The sequence below is a fragment of the Priestia sp. BR_2 genome (genome assembly GCF_041954005.1).
GTDB classification, from domain to species: Bacteria; Bacillota; Bacilli; order Paenibacillales; family Paenibacillaceae; genus Paenibacillus_AQ; species Paenibacillus_AQ lautus_A.
This window is the reverse complement of record NZ_JAVFHM010000351.1, coordinates 1-21354: the sequence shown is the minus strand read 5'-3', so window position 1 is coordinate 21354 and position 21354 is coordinate 1. Positions and strand designations below refer to the sequence as shown.

The following is a 21354-nucleotide window of genomic DNA, read 5'->3' as shown; positions in this document are numbered from 1 at the left end:
AAAAGCGACTAACGGACCGGGACAATTCTGAGAGTGGATTGTCAACAACCAACAACAGAACAGGAAGTGATCAGGACTTTGTTTCAATGGATTAGACAAGGCTTCTTTGGCAACTCGCGCAAAGATATTTTATCGGGTCTGACGGTAGCATTCGCTCTCATCCCGGAAGCGATCGCCTTCTCCATCATGGCAGGCGTTGATCCGATGGTGGGACTCTATGCGTCCTTCGTGATTGCCGTCAGCATTTCGTTTTTCGGCGGCCGTCCCGGCATGATCTCAGCGGCGACAGGGGCCATGGCGTCATTGATGGGACCGCTTGTGGCTATGCACGGGATCGAGTATTTGTATGCGGCAACGATTCTGACGGGAATCTTGCAATGGTTGATGGGAGCGCTCAAGTTCGGACGTTTTATCACGTTTGTTCCCCAGCCGGTTATCACCGGCTTCGTGAATTCCCTGGCCATCATCATTTTTCTGGCCCAGCTTCCGAATTTCAAGGGCGAATCGTGGCCGATGTACTTGATGGTGATCGGCACGCTGCTGATCATTTATTTATTGCCGCTGATAACCAGAGCGGTTCCATCGGCACTCGTTGCGATCATCGTGATGACGATCGTTGCGGTTTGGTTCAAAGCCCCGGTGCAAACGGTCGGGGACATGGGCAACATTACCCAGGCACTGCCGTTCTTCCACATTCCGAATGTAACCGTGAGCCTGGACATGATCATGACGATATTGCCTATTTCCCTGGCTCTTGCTGTCGTCGGGATGACGGAATCGCTGCTTACCGCGTCGCTCGTGGATGAGATGACCGAGACGGGCAGCGACAAGAACCGGGAAATCCGCGGTCAGGGCGTTTCCAACGTGATCACCGGATTCTTTGGCGGCATGGCGGGCTGCGCCATGATCGGACAGACGGTGATTAATGTGAAATCGGGAGGGCGCACCCGGTTATCCACCTTGGTTTCCGGCGTGTTTCTGCTGTTCCTCATCATTGTGCTCGGGGATGTCGTGAAACAGATTCCGATGGCGGCGCTTGTCGGGGTCATGTTCATGGTTTCGATCGGCACGTTTGAATGGGGATCGCTTCGCACGCTTCACCGCGTGCCGTTAGGGGATGCCATCGTCATGCTGGCAACGGTCATCATTGTGGTAGCGACTCATAATCTGGCCATCGGGGTCATGATCGGGATTATCTTAAGCGCCCTGAATTTCGGGTGGAAGATGGCCAAAATTCACGCCGTGCCCCATATGCAGCCGAACGGCACCAAGGTATACGAAATCCGGGGACAGCTGTTTTTCGGAACGATGATGTATTTTGTAAATCTGTTTGACGTGAACGATGATCCGGAACATGTCGTGATTGATTTTTCCAAATCCCATGTATGGGATCAGTCAGCCACGAATGCCATTTCGAAGGTATGGCATAAGTACAAGGAAGCGGGGAAAGACCTCACGCTCATAGGGTTGAACGACGAAAGCCAGCGGATGGTCGATAAAATCGGCCTTGCTTCAAACTCTACGCATTAGAAGCATTAGTCATTCTGTAAGCAGGTGTGCTCAATAGAGGTAAGGTTTGTCAGATGAAAAACATGCCAAATGAAGAAATGGCGGTGCTCAAGGATATGATCCTTGCACCGCCATTCTTGCTTTTCAGCCGGTTGTCGGTATGAACGTAAATAAAATTTTACAAACGATACCTGGCATTTCATGTTATATTGATTGTAAATGAACACGAAGTTTGTCGAATCGATGCAAAGGATGGAGAAGAAGACGGATTTATATTGACAATAACGGTTAGAGGTGCTGACTAGATGAAGGATATGCCCAAATCCATATTCCTGCTTCTGCTGGTCGTGCCGCTGCTGCTGATTATATCGATTTTATCACCGGGACAATCGGATGCTGAGCGTGCTCATACCGTGATACCTGATTGGCAGTTTATGTGGGATAACGAACAACAGGAGGTTGTTTCGCCGGCCGGCATTCGGAATTCAAGCGGTTGGCTGACAGGGACACCAGAGAACAAAGAACCCCCAAAGTCAGATGGGGTATCTTCAGCATGGAATCGTTTTACCCTGCCCGACCTTCCTTGGAAACAATCGGCCATTATGATTGACCGGATCAAGGGGCAGGATGTTCTGGCTTTCTTGAACGACGAACCGGTGTATGAAGCCAAGCGGGACTATATGTATACGAATCATTCGCTGCTGCTTCCTTTTCATCCGGATGATGCCGGCAAAACCGTTTATATTTGGACAAACGGTTCTAGCGATATGACGTTAGGCATCGATAGCGAGATCATGCTCGGCGAGTATGATGATCTGCGTAGAGGTTTTATCAAGAAGGATTTGGAGGATTTTATATTAGGCAGCTCCTTTTTGTTTATTGCGGTGGTCATGTTCTTCTGCTGCTTGTTCCTTCCGAAGCATACGGTATCCAGCTGGCTGTCCCTGAGCGTGATCATTCTGGCAAGCGGAGCCTTGCTAATTACGTACTCGCCGTTCCTGTACACCTTTTATGGCGAACTCGGCAGCGTATGGGTCTCGGTATTTGATATTTCGCTTTTCACCGTTTTGCCGGCGCTGTATTTCTATTTCGAGAAAATCTACGGACCCGGTCCCTACCGGATCATTCGCTACGGCCGAAGAATTCAGATGGCCTACTCCGGGATCTGCCTGGTTTTCCTTGCGGTACATGTTCTGAGCCATCATTCGTTTTATGATATGTACTATTTCTTCTCCGTGAAGATTCTCGGCATCCTGATTATCCTGCAGATGGTGCTGCTGATCGGTACCACGATTCTGTACGCTGCCAAGCGCAACAAGGACGCTTATATTTTTACCGCAGGCTTCGGCATGATGGCGATAGCGACGCTCGGAGATATGCTGGCCTTCTATTACCATGACGGGCATTATGAGCTCTTTCTGTGGAAATGGGGCGTTATCGGCCTGATCGTCTCCCTGATCATATTGCTGGGGCGTAAATTCGCCCGAAGCCATGAGCAAGTGCTGCAATATTCCCGGGAGCTGGAGATGTTTAATCACGAACTTCAGCGATCGGAGAAAATGGAGATCATCAGCGAGCTCGCCGCTTCGGTTGCGCACGAGGTTCGAAATCCGCTGCAAGTGACGCGCGGCTTCATGCAGCTTCTGGCCGAGAACTCCAAGCAGACGGAAAAGGAGTATTTTGGCTTGGCGCTGAAAGAACTGGACCGGGCTTCCGGGATCATCACGGATTTCCTCACGTTTGCCAAGCCTGAATTGGAGCATGAGACCAGGCTGAACGTGTATGAGGAGCTGAAGCATGTGAAAGGCATTCTGCTGCCGCTTGCGAATCTGAGCGGGGGCACGATCGAACTGGATGACGCCAAGGAATTATACATCACCGGTAATTCATCCAAACTGAAGCAAGCGATGATTAATATCGTCAAGAACAGCATCGAGGCACTGGATGGAGAAGGCGTTATTCGCATCTGGGCCTATGCCGAATCAGGTGAAGTCGTGATTCACATCCAAGATGACGGCATTGGAATAGAGGCTGGGGATCTGGAGAGGCTGGGCGAGGCGTATTTCTCGAATAAGTCGAAAGGGACGGGGCTTGGCCTGATGGTCACCTTCCGGATCATCGAAGCGATGCGAGGAACCATTCATTTTATCAGTGAAAAAGGAAGCGGCACCGAGGCGATCATTCGCTTTCCGTCCGTTCCTGATTCAGTGGAAGATTAGATTTCCAATCGAGAGAGATGCCGCGCTGCATCTCTCTTTGTTATATCATTAATAGAAAATTTTATCATTTTTCCGAAAATTAGAAGGTGGAAGGTTTTGTCGCAGCGAATAACACAGTAAGAGAATCACCCATTATAATGTTTGAGGTGCGTCCATGAGGTCTGGATGGAGAATCGCTGTGTTCCTGATCATCGTTATAGCTTTTAGCCAGGGGTTACCTGGGCTTGTCTTTGCCACCGAAGAAACGGCAGCTCGGGCAGCGATTAAGGAGTGGAAAATCCTTTGGTCCGAAACCCGAGGGGTACCGGACAGCGTACCGGCCCACAGGGATGACTGGCTGGTAACTTCGACCGGAGCTTCGACGCCTTCCAAGCCGCATGCCAAGGCATCCGCATGGATTCAAATGAAGATTCCCGAAATATCATCGGCATCCCCCGGCATTTTGATTGACAAGCTGCACGGACAGCAGGTTGCGGTATATGCGGACCATGAGAAGATTTACGAATCAACTCGTACGTACAATTATGAGCTGAACTACATTTTGCTTCCCCTTCACCAGGACTTACTCGGGAAGGATCTGTACATCTGGCTGGAAACCGCGCGAGATCATGTGACGATGGAAGGGAAAATACTGGTCGGCAACTATCATGATCTGTTGAACCAGTTCGTGAAGTCGAATCTGGTGGATATCATCCTCGGGAGCGCCTTTGTTTTTATTGCATTGGTGATGCTGATCTGCGCCGTGTTTCTGAACAGAAAATATTTGATTACCGTCCTGTCCTTATCGTTTATTATTTTATCCGTTGGCATACTGGTATTTACATACTCCCCGTTTCTTTATACGATTTTTGATGAATATGGAAATTTATATACTCAGTTATATGACATCTCATTATTTATTTTACTTCCTTCGTTCAGTCTCTTTTTTGAAAAAATCTTCGGCCCCGGCTGGAGGGGCGTGCTGCGCAAACTTCGGAAGTTCCAGGTGTTCTATTCGCTGTTCTGCGGCCTGTTCCTGATCTTCAATCAATGGGCCTTTAATCAATGGTTCGACCTGTATTATTTTTTCTCCGTTCAGGTCCTGGGTTTTGTCATGATTGTTCAATTCGTACTGCTGGTCGGAAGCTCGATGTACTATGCCGTTAAGGGAAATAAGGACGCCATTATTTTCAACGCCGGCTTTGCGGTGTTTGCCATTGTGGGTTTGGGCGAGCTGCTGCAGTTTTTCCTGACCCGGGGCAGCTACAATCTGTTCCTCTGGAAATGGGGCATCGTCAGCTTCATCATTGCGCTCATCGTTATTCTCGGACGGCATTTTGCCAAAAATCACGAACAGATGCTTCAATACTCCAAAGAGCTTGAGATGTTCAACAATGAGCTGCAGCGTTCGGAGAAGATGGAGATCATCAGTGAGCTTGCGGCATCGGTCGCGCATGAGGTTCGCAACCCGCTGCAAGTGACGCGGGGATTCCTGCAGCTCCTCACCGGAAAAGCCCAGTCCACCGAACGGGAGTATCTGGATCTGGCCTTGGTCGAGCTGGACCGTGCCTCGAGCATCATTACGGATTTCTTAACCTTTGCCAAGCCGGAATTCGGGAAAGACACGGTGCTGCGGATATCCGAGGAGTTCAAGCATATCGAAGGCATACTCGGCCCGCTGGCTCATCTGCAAGGAGGCAGAATTACCGTCGATATTCCGGAGAATATTACGATTCGGGGCAATTCCTCGAAATTCAAGCAGGCCTTCATTAACATCGTGAAGAACAGCATTGAGGCGCTGGGCGACGAAGGGCTGGTTCATATCCGCTGCTATCGCCAGCAAGGCCAGGTGTTTATTCATGTGGTGGATAATGGAGAGGGGATGGGTCCGGATGTGCTGGCACGTCTGGGAGAGCCCTATTTCTCTAACAAAACGAAGGGTACGGGCCTTGGCCTGATGGTGACCTTCCGAATTATCGAGGCCATGGATGGGGACATTTATTTTACGAGTAAACAAGGAGTGGGGACCGATGCCGTCATTACGCTTCCCGCAGCTTGCGAATGATTCGCTAAGCTGCGGCAGCGATGGCGGTTACCGTCCCCACTCTTTTTACCTATTCATCTATTTATGAAATGTCCAGGCTGTTATGTAGTCTTTACCAGATGGCTCTTTCCTTGGCTTCCGATTTGATCACGCTAGTCGGATTCGGAGGGATGACCAGATACAGCTCGCCCGGATTCTCTTCAAGCGTTCGAATCTCGATGTGGTCGGGAATCCGTACACCAAGAACTTCCTTGATCGCGGACTTTGGATCGCTCAGCAGTCTTGCCTTAAAGCTAGGATCCTCCCAGGCTTTTTGAATCAATTGTGTTTGAAAGATGGCTTCTGTCGTCATAAGAATCACCCTTTCAAATAAATTGGTTATTTTTTACTCTTAAAGAATACCATGGAATAAATATAAAATCTATTATTTTTTGTTTAGAATAGACAAATGGTAATTTAACCCGCCAAAAGACAAGGTTTTTTTACTGTTTTCGATATGATTCGCTTCGTTCTGAAGTTCATCCACCATGGTTTGATGGAAGGAAATCAGGTGCGGAGCCTCGATATCAACCGATAAGAGATGGGCATGGGTGGCAGCGGCAATCTCTGCATAAGGCTTCAGCATGTTGTTGATAAAGATGGCTTCCTGTACTTCGGATATCGTTAGAACAGCGTCCTGCGGTTGACCCCGTTCCGATTTAATGAGGGAGAGCAGGCAGTTGTAGCTGCCATCTGCAAGATCCTGCTTCCAATCGGTCCAATCGTCCATCATCTGCAAGGTAAGCAGCACATGATTCATCACATCGTTCGTTCGTGGAATAAGGTCTGCTTGATCCGATAGAAGCAGTGCGGCGGTGCTTCCCAGTTTTACGGGAGCCGCCTTTTTGGCAACCATGGCCCTGTCGTGCTTGAAGTAATCCTCCCGGGTTTCATGGATGACGCCTTCCGACCATTCGTGCGTATAGTATTTGAGATAAGACCAGAATTCTGAATTTGCCGGAAAGTAGGGTTGATAGGATGTGAGAAATTCGTAATACAGCAGGTTGGCAAGCGCGAGATGGTGTTTCGGATCGATAGAGGACTGGCCGTCATGAGGCGAGTCCATGATGTCGTCTTGAATGAAGTAGTATAACATGCCGATAATGTTGGCCGTGGAGAGATCACGGTATATCTCGGCAGGGAGTGCGGTCCGTTCTTTCATCCAGAAGGGAAGCAGATAGCAGATGTAATTTTTGGAACTGTCCTGCTCAAAGACGTCAAACTTTCTGAGGTATGAAAGACCGATTTGGTTCAGGGGAGCAGGGAATTCGGACAGCCTTGCTTCGCAGGCCGAGAAAGCGGCGGCAAGATCGTCCTCGAAAGGCTTGAACCAGTTCATGGAATCACCAACCTATTCAATTTTTAAGGTACAAGTGCTTACTTGCTATATTAACATGAATGCTTATGGAGTTAAATATTACCAGTCCCATTCCATGGCGATATGTGGAAGTTTCGGCTCTGCGACGGGGTTCTTTACAAGCGGTTATTCGGTTTCCTTGTTTGATTATGGCGGCTGGCGTTTAATTTAGGGATGTACAGCGATAACCGAAAATGACCAAATAGGAGGAATTCATATGACTCAGAAAATTGTAGGAGCTTTTCGGACGGAGCAGGAAGCAACCCGAGCCATTGAGGAACTAAAGCAGCAAGGATTCAGAGCCGATGAAATCTCTGTCATTGCCAAGGATCGCGGCGAATCTTCCCATATTCAGGACGAGACCGGGACCAAAGCGCCCGAGGGATTGGCCTCCGGAGCGGCTACCGGCGGCGTGCTGGGCGGCGTCACCGGATTGCTCGCAGGTCTTGGCGCATTGGCCATTCCGGGCATCGGTCCGATCATTGCCGCTGGACCGATCGCGGCAACGCTGACGGGCGCCGCCGTGGGTGCCGGTGCAGGCGGGTTGGTAGGAGGCCTGATCGGCCTTGGCATTCCGGAAGATCAAGCGGAGGAATATGGGGGCTACGTCGATGAAGGGCATATTCTGGTCATGGTGGATGCCGATGAGTCGAACGGTGGCCAGGTATATGATATATTCCGCAGCAACAGCGCGCTCAATGAACATCATTACCGTGAAGAAGGTACCTACAGCGGTACAGGAGCACCGGTAGATTCGCGTTCTGAAGCGGCTGCTGCCACCGAGGATGCCGTGCCGGACCCTAACCTGTATCAAGGCTATGGCGATGGCAATGGCGGCGCCGTGAGTCCTAACATTGTAAGCCCGGATCGTGAAGAAACCACGAAGAGACGATAAGGGTTATTCTCATATGCATCATGAACGATGAACAAACCGCCCGGATTCTTCCGGGCGGTTTGTTTGCGGCGACAATCCGGCTTCACGGGGCTTGCTTGAAGTCGTGGTTAACGCTTGCTGCGCTGCATTCTCGCACCCCTCGGCCCGTACCCGGGACCGCCGGGGCCGTGCCCATGTCCAGGACCGCCAGGTCCACCGGGGCCATGTCCAGGTCCACCCGGATGCCACGGTCCTGGGCCATGTCCCGGATGCCAAGGACCGTGCCCATGCCCATGTCCAGGAAATCCGGGATACCCCGGGTAATACGGAGGAAACGGATAGACCGGCGGATAAAACGGTGGATAGTATGGATAAGGATAGTAAGGGTATCCAGGGATGAGACCCGGGATACCGAGGCTTGTTTGGGATTGAAGCCCTCTTTTCGGTTGATGACTCAAGGCCTTGCACCTCTTTCTATCAGATCGGTTATCACATCCTATGTGGAAGCGGAGAGGAAGGGCACTTATCCTGGGAAAAATAGGCGGACGGCTACTCCTCGGGATGCAGTATCGACGCTGGTTCTGTTTGGGATGAACAGGTTCCAGGTACTCAATCTCAAGCGAAAGTAAAAAAGGCGCATATGACCTCCCCTGCGTAGGGAAAAGGATCAGATGCACCTTTCGTTCTTCCATTATATATATTGAAGTCCGGTTGTGTAAGGGAGAGGGACAGGATCGAAGGTTACGCTCCCGTTAGCCCGATACGGGGATTCCGGATCGAACAGGATGGAAAGCAAACCTTCGTCATCCAGCTCCAACGTTTCATGGCTCAGGGTAAGACGGTACGGACCATGTTCGCCTTCCGCCTGGATCAACCCCTCCGGAAGCAGAGGAGCCAGCTGACGAAGCAGCTGCGGGCCGCTTACCAAATAAATGGTTCCCTCGTTGCGAATATACTCAGGCAGGGTACCGGCAGATTGGATTAAAGCGGCAAGCTCCTTATCCTGCCAAGGCAGCGGAACCGTAAGCTCCGAAAGGCTGAAGGACGCGACGGCATCGGCTATAATCAGTGCGGCTGCTTCAGGGCTTCCTCCCCACTCGACGAGGGTAGACTCCCTGGAAGGCGTCATCGTGTCTCCGGGTACGGCGATGATGGCAAAAGCGGTCAGCGCCCCGTCTTCTTCGGCGACAAGCACCTGCTGCTTAAGGCGGATCACGTTGGAGTATGCGCTTGCATCCAGCAGCTTGTTAAGCTCCGAAGCCGTCGTAACATATCCAGCCTCCCGCTGTTCCATCAGTCTTTGGATCTGGAACAAATCGTGCGGCTGCATGGCCCGGATGTTCACTTTTTTTTCCGTTGCAGCACGCAGCGGCTCCACGACGGCCGGAGATAGACGGAACCGGAGCGCCCGGCCGAATAAACGGCTGCCTGCCCGGGTATACAGGGATCTGCCGCCGGAAATAAGGATGAGGGATGCACCGGACGCCTCGCCATGCCGCATGCACTGTTCCAGGAGATTGCCTGCAAGTCGCTGTCCCCGGTAACCCGGGTCCGTGCAGACGGAGCCGATGGAGAAAATATTTAATCGGGCACCGCGAGTCTGGATGGTGAACGGCACGAATCCCATGAAAGACACCAGTTTGTCCTGATCCCAGGCACCGTAGGAATGGCTGATACCCGGCGAGAATATCGGAGGGAAGGATACCCCCATTGAAGGCTGCTCCGGCTGCTTAAGAAAAATACGGTCGGACAGCTCGACGGCTTGTTGCAATTGATCGCTTTTCATCATAGAAATCTTCACTCGATTGACGCCTCCCCTATGTATGTCGCTTGTTATTACCAGTATAAAGTCATTGGGCAGGGAATTTCCAGTAAACGTTTTCTAAGGTTATTCGGAATTGTCCGGTTGGCGGAGTTAGCCAGCCCTGCAGCGAAGCGTTTTACGGTTTAGGCGTATGCGAAAAGGCGGCGTTTTTCGGGTAATAATAAATGAACGAATCTGACGCCGGAGGGATGAGCTTGCCAAGTTTTGTTGATTCCATGATTTTGCTGTGCGGCGCCTTGCTTCTGACAGGCGTATTGACCACCAAGTTCTCTTCCCGTTTCGGCATGCCCGCTCTGGTGCTGTTTATCGCGATCGGGATGATTCTCAGCCGGTTCATTTATTACGATAATGCGGAGCTCACGCAGCTGGTCGGCATATTCGCACTGATCGTCATTTTATTTCAGGGCGGGATGCAGACCGATTTCAAAGAAATCAAGCCGGTTCTGGGTCCGGCCATTTCGCTTGCCACGATAGGCGTCCTGCTGACAACCGTTGTAATCGGACTATGCGCCTCTTTCGTGCTTGATATTTCTTTGAAAGAAGGGCTGTTAATCGGCGCTATCGTCGGCTCGACGGATGCGGCAGCCGTATTCTCGGTTCTTGGCGGAACGAATCTGAAGAAAAGGCTTCGAATGACGCTCGAGGCAGAATCCGGAAGCAATGACCCGATGGCGGTGTTTCTAACCGTGTCCTTAATCGAATGGATAGAACATCCGGGCTTAAATTTGTTCGGGCTTATTTTTTCCTTTGTCATGGAAATGGGATTGGGACTGGTTGTCGGCATTCTTGTCGGCATGCTGGCCGTGTATGTGATCAATCGCATCAACTTCGATTCTTCGGGGCTATACCCCGTGACCGCTTTAGGATTTGCCGTGCTTACGTATGCAGCCGCCGCATGGCTTGGAGCCAGCGGTTTGCTTGCCGTATACGTTATGGCCTTGCTGCTCGGCAATACCGAGCTGACGTACCGTAAGACGATTCAAGCATTCAACCAAGGTTTTGCGTGGATGATGCAGATCGTGATGTTTGTGCTGCTCGGGCTTCTTGTCTTCCCGAACGAGCTGTCGAAGGTCATATGGCAAGGACTCCTGTTGTCCTTGATTCTCATCTTCATCGCCAGGCCGATCGGCGTGTTCAGCAGTCTGCTGTTCGCCAAATTTGCCGTCCGCGAGAAAATATTGATTTCATGGGCCGGCCTCCGCGGGGCCGTACCGATCGTATTGGCTACATATCCCGTATTGGCGGGAATCAGGCAGGGGGAATTGTTTTTTAATGTCGTGTTCTTTGTTGTTTTGACTTCAGCGGTGATCCAGGGCACCACCATCTCTCCGCTCACGCAAAGGCTTGCGCTGGTGGAGAAAGATAAAGCAAAGGCCCCGTCCTTATTGGAGCTGATGGCACTAGGAAAAACGGATTCCGAGATCAACCACGTGCTGGTGGATGGGGATATGCCCATCGTCGGCAAGGAGATTCAGCAGCTGAATCTGCCGGACGATATTCTCTTTACGGCCATCATTCGGGAGAAGCGCATCATCACGCCGAGAGGAAACACCGTCATTGAGGCAGGGGACACGTTGTACGTGATGAATCCGAAGCAAAAACGGAAGGAAATGAAATCGATTCTGGGGTTATCCTAGGGATTTCGCAGCTGAAGCTATATGATCCCCATCACAGCAGACGGTCTTAAAAATAATTTAGGATAGGTATAAATCGGAGGTAATTTCTTCATCCTATCTTCATCCGAGAAGTTTCGATTTCCTTTGCAAAAGAGACAAGAATCTGTTATGATTAATTCAAGGATTTAGAATAAGTCTAAATACAATATCAAAGGAGACGATATAGATGAGTAACCTAACCCAACAAGCACAAGGAAATACGACCGATGAACTTCAACAAATTCTGAATACGCAGGTAGCCAACTGGAGTGTGCTTGGCGTGAAGCTGCACCATTATCATTGGTATGTGAAAGGTCCTCAGTTCTACGTGCTGCACGAGAAATTCGAGGAGCTGTACAACGCGGCCGCTGGTTATGTGGATGAGCTGGCAGAGCGAATGCTGGCCATCGGCGGCAAACCGGCCGCCAGTATGGCTCAATATTTGAAGCTGACGACGCTGCAGGAGGTCTCGAATGAAAACACGGCCGAGCAGATGGTCGGACAGCTGGTTGCGGATTTCGAGAAAGTGGCCGGAGAGCTCAAGTCCGGTATCGAGGCAGCAAACCAAGAGGGCGACGATGCGACAGCCGATCTGTTGACCGGCATGGCGAGCGCTGTGCAGAAGCATTCGTGGATGCTGAACGCATTTTTGGGCAAATAAAGTTCATATCCGTTGCTGCCGTTTCATGACGGCTAACATAAGCAAAGGGAGATCGACCTGATAAGGCCGATCTCTTTTTTTGTTCGCCTTGCGAATGCTGTTGCAAGATTCAATTTGAAATTTATTGCGCCTTTCTTCAATTTTGTGCGTATAACCTTCATAGATCGTTTTAATTCGGATAGAGGAGTAGTGAGGATGGCAGAGATGGAATCACGACAACAGCTGGAGTCGCAGCTTCAAGAGATTTTGAAATGGGAGAAGGAGCAGAAGGACGTCATGTTCTGGGAGAAGCTCGGAAGAATTCCCTTTATGCTGCTGGATCGCCTCACGCCCAAGGCTGTTCAAGAGAAAATCGGAAGCGCCTTGAACGAGGTAGGCGGATTTATTCAAAGCGGCGGGAAGCATCTGGTTCGCGAGAAGTCGGTCATGAACGTACTGGCTCAGACCGCTGGATTGGAAGGTTCAGCCGCGGTGAACGACCCTTCCGCGAAATCCGGCGAGGCGGAGTCGGGTGGCGCTGGGAACGGAGAGGAGCAGGCGGTGGCTTCCGGACTTACGCTGGCAGCAGCCGCGAAATTGCCGCTCCAGGTCATGGATGCGGCAGCGGATACGCTGACGGTAAAGCGGGTCAAATTCGCGGCGGCCCAAGGGGCGGCAACGGGAATCGGAGGCGTATTTACGATAGCGGCCGATCTGCCCATGGTGCTCGGTCAATCGCTCAAGGTGCTTCAGGAGATGGCCCTTTGTTACGGGTATGATCCGAACGATCCCCGGGAGCGGGTGTTTATCGTGAAATGCCTGCAGTTTGCATCCGCCGACATCGTCGGAAAGAAAGCGGTGCTTGAGGAGCTTGCCAGTTTTGACGACGTCCAGGCGACGGAGCAGGTCTTCTCGCAGCTGCAGGGCTGGCGTGAAGTCGTTCAGTCGTATACCGATAACTTCGGGATGAAAAAGCTGTTTCAGCTGATTCCGATCGCCGGAATCGTATTCGGTTCGATCAGCAACAAAGGCACCATAAGCGATGTGGCCGAAGCCGGGAAAATGCTGTACAAGAAGCGGCGTGTTCATTACCGTCTTCGGAATATGGAGTATCCGCTGTAATCAAGGCTGATATACGGATCGACACGACAAAAAGGGATGCCCGCCATGCGCGGGCATCCCTTTACTTAATCAACATCGGAAAATATCATGACGCAACCCATAAAGGTGGTTTCTTACCGATTATCCACCTTTTCGGGGTACAGGTCATGGTTCATCAGACGATTCGCGGCGATCTCCTCGTATTTGGTGCCCGGGCGACCGTAATTGCAGTACGGATCGATGGAAATGCCGCCGCGCGGGGTGAATTTGCCCCATACCTCGATATATCTCGGATCCATCAGCTTGATCAGGTCATTCATGATGATATTGACGCAGTCCTCATGAAAGTCCCCGTGATTGCGGAAGCTGAACAGGTACAGCTTCAAGGACTTGCTCTCCACCATCTTGATATCCGGAATGTAACTGATGTAGATGGTCGCAAAGTCCGGCTGGCCTGTGATCGGGCATAAGCTTGTAAATTCGGGACAGTTGAACTTGACGAAATAGTCGCGGTAGGGATGCTTGTTGTCAAAGCTCTCCAGAATGCCGGGATCATACTCGAAGGTGTATTTCGTGCCTTGGTTGCCGAGCAGGGTAACGTCTTCCATTTCTTCTTTTTGTCTTCCAGCCATATATGATAACTCCTTCATTTATATGAATTCAAACTCAATCCAATCATCGGTAAATTCTTGATGCCGTGCTATACGCCGCGTTTATTCCCCCAGACGAGCGTATGCAATTGCGGCAAGACGCGCACATCGTTTAACCGGTCGGATTGCATGACCGCATCAACAAGCGACTCGTACCGGTCCAGCAGATGGGAGACAAGCGAAGTCGTATCGCCTGTGCCTACATCGGGATTGCCGGTCTGCAAGTAAAATGGCACGTTCGGGTATCGTTCATGGACCGTTTCCGCGTAGGTCAAGTCCTTATCGTCAAAGACCACAACCTTCAAGCTGAAGGTTCTGCCGGGCGGACGGGCGGATAAACGCGAGACGATATCGTCGAGCTTGCCCCAGTCCGTATCCATGCCCGAGCTTGGCGGCTTAGGGGAGATGGTGACTTCATCGATATGATTCAGCCAGTCCTGCCAGCGTGAGCCCTGGGTCTCCACGGCAACGGTAATTCCGTGCCGATGCAGCTCATCCACAAGCGCTCCAAGCTGGGAAAGAAGAGCGGGATTGCCGCCGGACAGGGTGACGTGATCGAAGCGTTCTCCGCCCAGACGGTACAGCTCTTGCCAGATCTCATCAGCGCTCAACAGCGAGATGGAGTCCTTAGCGGAACCGTCCCATGTGAATGCGGAGTCGCACCAGGAACAGCGATAGTCGCAGCCCGCCGTCCGAACGAACATCGTCTTGCGGCCAACGACCATGCCTTCGCCTTGAACGGTAGGACCGAAAATTTCCATCACGGGAATCGGACGGTCCACCGTCATGGCAGGGGAGGAGCCCCTGTTTGAATCCGTAACAGGCGTTTCATGCACATTATTCATGGATCATCCACTCCCGTCTGACCTCGGCATAGCTGGTCGGCGTCTCGAACAGGCGAACGAATTCCGTTCGCATGCCTTGTTCCTCGTAGGATTCTCTGCTGCGGAGGGCCTCCTCCATTTTCTCAAACAACCAGACCACCATGTTCTCTGCTGTCGTATTCATCGGCGGCAAGGTCTCGTTCAGGTAACGGTGATCCAGGTAAGGTTCGATACTCGTTTTCCAGCAATCCTTGATGTCTCCAAAATCCACGGTAATGCCGACCTCGTTTGGAGTTCCGCTGATACCAAAAACCACTTTATACGTGTGGCCATGCAGGTTTTTGCATTTTCCCTCATAGCAATGCAGGTGGTGCGCAGCATCGAAGGTAAACTCTTTGGAAACAAGCACCCGCTTCCGATGGTAACGCAGGCTTCCGGCATCGATGTCTTCGCCAAGCTTCTGCAGATGCTCTACAATGCGGAAAGCCCCGGGCTCGCGGCTCATACTAGGCGCCCCCTCTCGGAGATGCTGCTGCGGCGCTGCATATACTTGTCGAGCCCCGCTTTTCTCAGCTTGCAAGCAGGACATTCCCCGCAGCCGTCTCCCTTGATGCCGTTATAACAGGTTAACGTATGGTCGCGAACATATTCGAGCGCATTCATCTGGTCGGCAAGCTCCCAGGTTTCGGATTTGTCGAGCCACATGAGCGGGGTATGAATGACGAACGGGTAATCCATGGCCAGGTTCAGCGTAACGTTGAGCGATTTGATGAAGCTGTCCCGACAATCGGGATAACCGCTGAAATCCGTCTCGCATACGCCCGTGATCAGATGCTTCGCTCCGACGCCCTTGGCCAGCACGGCGGCAAAGCTGAGGAACAGCAGGTTTCGGCCATCCACAAACGTCGTAGGCAAGCCGTCGCCTTCGGCGATCTCGATATCGCTGCGCGTTAATGCATTCGGTGCCAGCTGATTAAGCAGGCTCATATCAAGCACTGTCTGCTTCACGCCTTGCTCCTTGGCAATCTGTGCCGCGCATTCTATTTCAAGCTTATGGCGTTGGCCATAATCGAATGTTACGGTTTCCACCTCGGCGAAGCGTTCCTTCGCCCAGAACAGGCAGGTGGTGCTGTCTTGCCCCCCGCTGAAAACAACGACTGCTTTTTCATTTTTAAGCATAAAAAAACCTCTCATCCTTCATAATTTAAGAGCAGCCCCAGAGGGCCGATCCCGTAGAAGAAAGAGAAGTTCATTGAACTGAATCCGTAAAAAAACAAGCCTTATTCTTAGGGTGTAACACCGAATAAGACACGATAGTTTTTTATAGAGGGAGTTCACGAACCTCTCCCACGCACCGATGCAGGCGCATGGATTGTCTTCTGTTGTCCTTGTGACCGCATGGAGAGCCGTGACCGGCATGCAGTCCGATTACGCCCTCCATTATAACACGGCCGGATTATTTGATAAACACTCCGCCGAAGGGAATTGCTTCCCGCAGGAATCGCTTGATGATGCCTTCGTCGTTTAAATCGTTCACGAGCCGCTGATTCTGGCGTCCCGCTTGAAACAGCACATAACCGTCGCCGGTGAGCTTCCAGTGATAGTTCATGTGCTGGCTGGCCAGATGATTGCCGTATACGGTCAGATCCAGCTTAGCGGCTTCGGGGTAGGCGATGATGCTTCCGGCGTCCACATACAGCGGCTCGGTAGGATGCAGCTTGACTTTGCATACCGGGCCTTGGGTCAGAATGCCGATGCTGCCATTCCCGGAAAACTTCATCTTAATGGCATCTCGCGTGACCAGCATGTTTTTGATTTTCAGTATTCTTGTCTGCATCGTAACAAACCGGGTGTAAAAGAAAACATGACGAAAATCATAGAGCATGTCCTGTTCGCCTTCCAGCTGAATTTCATGCATGTTGAAGCCCGGGGGAAGCGCAGCCGTAAACTGGCTGGGTCCCGTAATGTCGGCACGGATCAGCTTTTTTTTGCGGTAGATGCCCTTCACGTTCATAAGTCGATCGCTGCGCCCGGAGGAGGGCCCCCGATAGGCAACGATCTGCTCGGGATGAAGGACATGCGCCGTGTCCCCCTCCGTCAAGGAGAACGTAACCGCTTGACCTGCTCCGCTGCCGGCCGCATCTTCCATTCGGATAATCATCGCCGCGCCTCCTTTTGCCTGGTTGAATGGGATGGATCTGGATAAGAGCTTGTCCTATCTCGAACGGTTCGTTCGGCGCATGCCGAATCGCAGGACGCGAATGATGACAAAGTATCCGGCAGCCAACGCCACGGCGGTGATCGCTACCGTTTTTAAACGTTCCGCCCCGCGCTTTCGTGCGGCTTCAGCCTCCTGTAACTGGCTTACCATTTGGGTTAATTGCTGGTTCTGCTCTGCAAGATTGGAGTTCTGCTCCGCCAGGGTCAGATTTTGCTGCTGCAGCCGTTCGGAAGCGATCTTGGCTTTATCAAGCTCTTGCAGGGCTTGGTTATAGTTGCTCTTAAGCTGGTTTATTTCATCGGGGAGTCCCGTGAACTGCTGGATATTATCGTACATATTATTGAAATAATTGGCGCTGGCGGTCCGTCCTCCGGCCGGCAGCGCGATTCCTGCCACCAGCAGAATAAAAGAAAGTTGGATGAGCCTGGATTTTGACGGCTTAAACATGCGGGGTCACCACCATTCGATTATTTATAGTAAATACGAATCAGATTTCGACAGGTTTCTATTAATATACATTACCCACATTCGCATGGGAAGTGAATCCATTCGCAGCTAAGTTGTTTAACTTGCCGATGCGGCGGGTAATGTATTCAAGCAAGCGCATAGAGGCCATCCCATACGAAATGAACATAAAATGAACTAGCAGATAAAAGGAGATTGCGATTATGATGAAAGATAACAACGTGAAGAAAATTATGATAACGGTGAATGGAAAGCCCGTAGGCAACGGCTTATTAATCGATAAAGTCACTTACGCGCCCATTCAACGCACCGAAAGATTTATGGGAGATACGAAGTCCGCTTCGGCAGCGGTAATAGGTTAGTAGATCCCGTATATTCAATTAAGCAGCCTTTAAAACCCGGAGAACGCTCCGGGCTTTTTTGCGTTGGCTGGCGTTAATCTATCGAAGTCGTTTTCATTCTGCTACGGGAGGGGAGTATCCTAAACAAACAGAAAATATCGTCTGAATATGACGTTTTATGGCAGAAGCAGTTACAAAATAATACAGTTATCCTTTATACTAGGTTGTATCTTGAATCAGTATACATAATCCATAACAGGAGAAAAGGAGTTTTGAAGAAAATGGGCTTTTGCATTCATTGCGGTAAAGAATTAACGGATGGCGTCGCACATCAATGCGCTAACGACATCTCGGCGAAATACACCGCGGCAGCGGCGGAGCCGGAACATGGGCGTCAAGATTCCGCATCGGCCGGAGGCTCGCATGCCAAAACTTCCTCGGCCGTTCAAGTCGATGGTCAGGTACTGCTGAATCTATTGAAAAATCCGATGAGCGCCCTGAATATGCGGGGGGATCAAACAGGCATGATCTATGGCCTGATCGGGATGGCCTCCAGCATCCTCGGCTTTTGGTTGTTCGGCCTTGGAGTCAAGCGGATGTTCTATTCCGGACTGGGCATGATGTCCGCCTTGTTAAGCGATTTCGGCATGGGGAGCCGTTTTCTTTTGCTGGGATTGTTCTCAACCGTCATCCTGCTGGGTTCGTTCTGGCTTGCCGGGAACATGATGACCAAACAAAAGCTCGACATGAAGGATTACATCGCCAAAATGGGCTCGTTCCAGCTGCCGTTCGGTGCGGTGCTTATCGTTAGTGGACTGCTCAGCTTCTTGTTGGTAAAGCCGGCTTTCTTCCTTCTTGTCTTTGCTCTAATGACCGGATTGGCAGCAAACAGCGCCGCCGCAATCGAGTTGTACCGGATCGGCTCAACCCAGCTGGTCAAATTCATTGGGATCGCTTTAGGGATATATGTTGTGCTGCTTGCCGTCGTCAACACCATTTTATTGTAAAGGAAGGGCATTCTGAGGTTAGCCGCAGATTTCCTTGTACGCGAACTGCCGTAAAGCATATCCACGAAAGACCGCAGCTCAAAGGGCTGTGGTCTTTTTTTGTCGAAATTGGAATGGAAACATATGTTCCGTGACAGTAAGATGTCCCTCTCTATTGGTACATTATTAGAAGAAGAGGAAAGAGGTGGATGTATTGCAGTCAGGCTTGTATTCGGATTATACATGGAGCCACAGCCATGTGTTCGCTGGCGGCACTAGTCAAGTCTTTCTGCTGATCGAGTGGAGGGCTGGTGTCCAGAAGCAGAAAACGCAGTCCAATGGCCTTCGTCGGCGCATAGCCGAAGAAGTCCAGCTGCACCTTCAATTAGGAGAAGGCGTTCAAGTGGAACAGATGTATGGCTGCCAAGGAGAGATTCTGAATGATCGCAACATCTCGTTGTCTTTAGGCTCTTTGTCGGAAGGGAGAACCAAGCAATTGGTTCTGGAGCTGAGTGTCGGTGCTCGTCAATCGGGGGTGTATCCGATCGTTACTGCTTTATGGACCTATATGGATGTTCTAAAGCAGAAGGTGGTTTTGCAGCCGTCCCGAACGATACCGCTTCAATTCAGCAATCATACGACATTGAGATACCGAAAAGCAGATTACCGGGTAGAGAAAGTACTGAAATTATACCAGAATGCTTTCATCCTGGAGCAGGCAAGAGAAGAGCTGGAACAGGGGAATTTGACTCAAGGTGAAGATCTGATTCGTAGACAGGCAGATGAGATGCTTTTATACGCAACCCGATTTCGAGATCCGGAATATTTAAAGGAGGCCGAAGTCCTTTATAAACTTAGTGTTCTATATAAGAATACATATCAGCAGTTTTATTCTGAAAATGCGAACTGGAAAAGGGACTTTAGACTTAAGTCATAACCAGGAAACAAGAATCCCTATATAAAAAAGGAAAAATGATATCAGGGTCGAATGTACTATTTAGCAGTCAACAAAAATATGTCTAATTTACTAGAAAGATAGGGAGAATGCCATATGACAGACCGACTGATCCGACTAATGAGAATCATTACCCTTGTACAAGCAAGACCAGGAATACTTGCTCGGGAGCTTGCCGAACGCTGTGGAACCAGTGAAAGAACCATTTATCGGGATATGGATGCCCTCAGTGCCATGCATATCCCCATCACTCACCAAGGCCGCGGCCGCGGCTATACCTTCATTGGACATTTTGCAATGTACCCCCTTGGTTTAACGGAAGAGGAGGTACAGGCACTATTTAAACTGCTGAATGTAATGGACAAAATCAAGCCGATCCTGCCGGATGAATTTGAAAGCGCTTATGAAAAGGTGTTGGCTGCTGTATATAAGCAAAGCGCGGAGAAGGCTGAGATTCAAGCCGGGGACCGGGAAGAATCCACTACCGGTTTATAACACTTTCACTACATGTAACAATTAAACCTCGAACGAATGGACACAAATTCATGTGACTATCGTCGAGGTTTTGTCATGTTTAGGGTGCAACTGCGGTCGTGAATAGAGATGATGAATCAACTAGTCAACTAGAATCAGGTTAGGAATATTATACCAAAATAGAGGATTATATGATAAAATGACTACAATTTCTCTCATCCATACAAAACTGTAAGCGTTGTGTAATTGTGAGAGTTGGCGGTAGATGTCCCTAAGCAAGGGCGTAGGAAGGAGATATGAAGCAATGACATAGGGTTTATCTATAACGATTTTCAGGAGGATATGCATGAAGAAGAAGATTAGTAGCAAATTGGAAAAATGGTCTGTAAAGCTATTGGTAATGGCATTATTAAGTATAGTATGGATTGGATTTTATGATTTTATTCCTGTTGAAGCAGATAGTGCTGTTGGAAGTCCTAAATTAGCTGTCTTGGTGGACGGAAGAAAGGTAAGGTTTCAAGGCGGAGAGCCTGTCTCTGAAAATGGCCGGGTGCAAGTACCACTCAGAGGTATTGGTGAAGCTTTAAAGGCTGAAATCGGTTTTAGTGGTAAAACAGTTACTTATAGGAAAGATGGAAAATTGATTGCCCTTACCTTAGGGAGTAAAGAGGCGGTTGTAAACGGTAAAAATGTCACTATGGATACGGCTGCTAAAGCTGTTAAAGGGCGCACTTATGTACCATTAAGATTTGTAAGCGAGAATCTTGGAGTTCCTGTAAATTGGGATGGAGTCGGTAATTGGGTTTGGATCGGTTCAAAGTACGTTCCAGATATAACAGAAGTAGAAAGTGTGAAAAAATTAAGTCTTAATAATAACTTTATCAATATGTTTGGAACAAAATTACACTTGTTAGATGGGAAAAAGGATGTTCGAATTTTCACCATTGATGATCTGCCATTAAGAATAGATCATTTTATTGTTTACGATATATGGCCTGTCATGTTCGGTGACTATCAATCAATAAGAATTCGATTTAGTGCAGGACTTGGACCAATCTACTATTTACAACAAGGAGAACTTCCTCGTTATCGGAATTCTGCGGATCCGATTAAACAATCAGATAAAACGATTATCCGAACTTACAAGACTACAAGCGAATATGATCAAATTGTTAATAATGATGTGCAATATATGC

General features: G+C 50.0%; 22 protein-coding genes. 13 read left to right on the top strand and 9 right to left on the bottom strand.

What is annotated here, in order from left to right:
- The first annotated feature begins 78 nt into the window (after positions 1 to 78).
- From RB298_RS31900 to RB298_RS31890, 3 genes are all read left to right on the top strand, one after another.
- Positions 79 to 1530 carry a SulP family inorganic anion transporter gene (locus RB298_RS31900; protein ID WP_277748244.1) on the top strand — a complete coding sequence of 484 codons (1452 nt, stop codon included), beginning with the start codon at positions 79 to 81 and terminating at the stop codon, positions 1528 to 1530.
- 284 nt (positions 1531 to 1814) lie between these two features.
- Positions 1815 to 3728, top strand: coding sequence for a sensor histidine kinase (locus RB298_RS31895; protein WP_192569389.1), 1914 nt, complete (start codon positions 1815 to 1817; stop codon positions 3726 to 3728).
- Between the two features lie 154 nt (positions 3729 to 3882).
- Positions 3883 to 5772, top strand: coding sequence for an ATP-binding protein (locus RB298_RS31890; RefSeq protein ID WP_486050328.1), 1890 nt, complete (start codon positions 3883 to 3885; stop codon positions 5770 to 5772).
- A 91-nt stretch (positions 5773 to 5863) separates the two neighbouring features.
- On the opposite strand, the gene RB298_RS31885 is transcribed toward RB298_RS31890, so the two are convergent.
- The gene (locus tag RB298_RS31885) at positions 5864 to 6103 is read right to left on the bottom strand and encodes an NHLP leader peptide family RiPP precursor (protein ID WP_015733918.1); all 240 of its coding nucleotides are present in this window, start codon (positions 6101 to 6103) and stop codon (positions 5864 to 5866) included.
- A gap of 72 nt (positions 6104 to 6175) precedes the next feature.
- Positions 6176 to 7129, bottom strand: coding sequence for a hypothetical protein (locus RB298_RS31880; RefSeq protein ID WP_486050326.1), 954 nt, complete (start codon positions 7127 to 7129; stop codon positions 6176 to 6178).
- Between the two features lie 235 nt (positions 7130 to 7364).
- Here RB298_RS31880 and RB298_RS31875 point away from each other — a divergent pair, with 235 nt between their 5' ends.
- Both RB298_RS31875 and RB298_RS31870 read left to right on the top strand, forming a co-directional pair.
- On the top strand, positions 7365 to 8042 hold the full coding sequence (locus tag RB298_RS31875) for a general stress protein (protein WP_009591703.1): 678 nt from the start codon (positions 7365 to 7367) through the stop codon (positions 8040 to 8042).
- Between the two features lie 91 nt (positions 8043 to 8133).
- Complete coding sequence (locus tag RB298_RS31870; RefSeq protein ID WP_486050323.1) at positions 8134 to 8421, top strand: hypothetical protein; 288 nt, start codon at positions 8134 to 8136, stop codon at positions 8419 to 8421.
- 291 nt (positions 8422 to 8712) lie between these two features.
- Here RB298_RS31870 and RB298_RS31865 read toward each other — a convergent pair whose 3' ends face one another.
- Complete coding sequence (locus RB298_RS31865) at positions 8713 to 9822, bottom strand: GNAT family N-acetyltransferase (RefSeq protein ID WP_486050321.1); 1110 nt, start codon at positions 9820 to 9822, stop codon at positions 8713 to 8715.
- A 212-nt stretch (positions 9823 to 10034) separates the two neighbouring features.
- Here RB298_RS31865 and RB298_RS31860 point away from each other — a divergent pair, with 212 nt between their 5' ends.
- The 3 genes from RB298_RS31860 to RB298_RS31850 all read left to right on the top strand — a co-directional run bounded on the left by RB298_RS31860 (position 10035) and on the right by RB298_RS31850 (position 13263).
- The gene (locus tag RB298_RS31860; RefSeq protein ID WP_486050581.1) at positions 10035 to 11483 is read left to right on the top strand and encodes a potassium/proton antiporter; all 1449 of its coding nucleotides are present in this window, start codon (positions 10035 to 10037) and stop codon (positions 11481 to 11483) included.
- 205 nt (positions 11484 to 11688) lie between these two features.
- Entirely contained in the window at positions 11689 to 12162 is a 474-nt protein-coding gene (locus tag RB298_RS31855) for a Dps family protein (RefSeq protein ID WP_096775316.1), read from the top strand.
- Positions 12163 to 12357: 195 nt separating this feature from the next.
- Positions 12358 to 13263 carry an EcsC family protein gene (locus tag RB298_RS31850; RefSeq protein ID WP_036662523.1) on the top strand — a complete coding sequence of 302 codons (906 nt, stop codon included), beginning with the start codon at positions 12358 to 12360 and terminating at the stop codon, positions 13261 to 13263.
- Between the two features lie 113 nt (positions 13264 to 13376).
- On the opposite strand, the gene queF is transcribed toward RB298_RS31850, so the two are convergent.
- The 6 genes from queF to RB298_RS31820 form a co-directional block, all read right to left on the bottom strand.
- Complete coding sequence (queF, locus tag RB298_RS31845) at positions 13377 to 13874, bottom strand: preQ(1) synthase (protein ID WP_009591586.1); 498 nt, start codon at positions 13872 to 13874, stop codon at positions 13377 to 13379.
- Between the two features lie 68 nt (positions 13875 to 13942).
- A complete protein-coding gene (gene queE / locus RB298_RS31840; RefSeq protein WP_486050319.1) occupies positions 13943 to 14737 on the bottom strand; it encodes a 7-carboxy-7-deazaguanine synthase QueE in 795 nt (264 codons plus the stop codon).
- A complete protein-coding gene (gene queD, locus RB298_RS31835; RefSeq protein ID WP_036662528.1) occupies positions 14730 to 15221 on the bottom strand; it encodes a 6-carboxytetrahydropterin synthase QueD in 492 nt (163 codons plus the stop codon). Before queD ends, queE begins: the two co-directional genes overlap by 8 nt.
- A complete protein-coding gene (gene queC / locus RB298_RS31830) occupies positions 15218 to 15895 on the bottom strand; it encodes a 7-cyano-7-deazaguanine synthase QueC (RefSeq protein WP_096775319.1) in 678 nt (225 codons plus the stop codon). Before queC ends, queD begins: the two co-directional genes overlap by 4 nt.
- A 277-nt stretch (positions 15896 to 16172) precedes the next feature.
- A complete protein-coding gene (locus RB298_RS31825) occupies positions 16173 to 16877 on the bottom strand; it encodes an AIM24 family protein (protein WP_009591651.1) in 705 nt (234 codons plus the stop codon).
- A gap of 54 nt (positions 16878 to 16931) precedes the next feature.
- Complete coding sequence (locus RB298_RS31820; protein ID WP_015733928.1) at positions 16932 to 17384, bottom strand: cell division protein ZapB; 453 nt, start codon at positions 17382 to 17384, stop codon at positions 16932 to 16934.
- Positions 17385 to 17605: 221 nt separating this feature from the next.
- Here RB298_RS31820 and RB298_RS31815 point away from each other — a divergent pair, with 221 nt between their 5' ends.
- From RB298_RS31815 to RB298_RS31795, 5 genes are all read left to right on the top strand, one after another.
- Positions 17606 to 17764 (top strand): hypothetical protein, encoded by a 159-nt coding sequence (locus tag RB298_RS31815; RefSeq protein WP_009591751.1) that lies wholly within the window; start codon positions 17606 to 17608, stop codon positions 17762 to 17764.
- 260 nt (positions 17765 to 18024) lie between these two features.
- Positions 18025 to 18750, top strand: a complete 726-nt coding sequence (locus RB298_RS31810) for a hypothetical protein (RefSeq protein WP_375120914.1) — start codon at positions 18025 to 18027, stop codon at positions 18748 to 18750.
- A 184-nt stretch (positions 18751 to 18934) separates the two neighbouring features.
- Positions 18935 to 19666 carry a hypothetical protein gene (locus RB298_RS31805; RefSeq protein WP_213580516.1) on the top strand — a complete coding sequence of 244 codons (732 nt, stop codon included), beginning with the start codon at positions 18935 to 18937 and terminating at the stop codon, positions 19664 to 19666.
- 114 nt (positions 19667 to 19780) lie between these two features.
- Positions 19781 to 20179: a helix-turn-helix transcriptional regulator gene (locus RB298_RS31800; protein ID WP_015733931.1), complete on the top strand. Its 399-nt coding sequence runs from the start codon at positions 19781 to 19783 to the stop codon at positions 20177 to 20179.
- A gap of 325 nt (positions 20180 to 20504) precedes the next feature.
- On the top strand, positions 20505 to 21354 hold an 850-nt coding region (locus tag RB298_RS31795; RefSeq protein ID WP_486050316.1), incomplete at its 3' end, for a copper amine oxidase N-terminal domain-containing protein.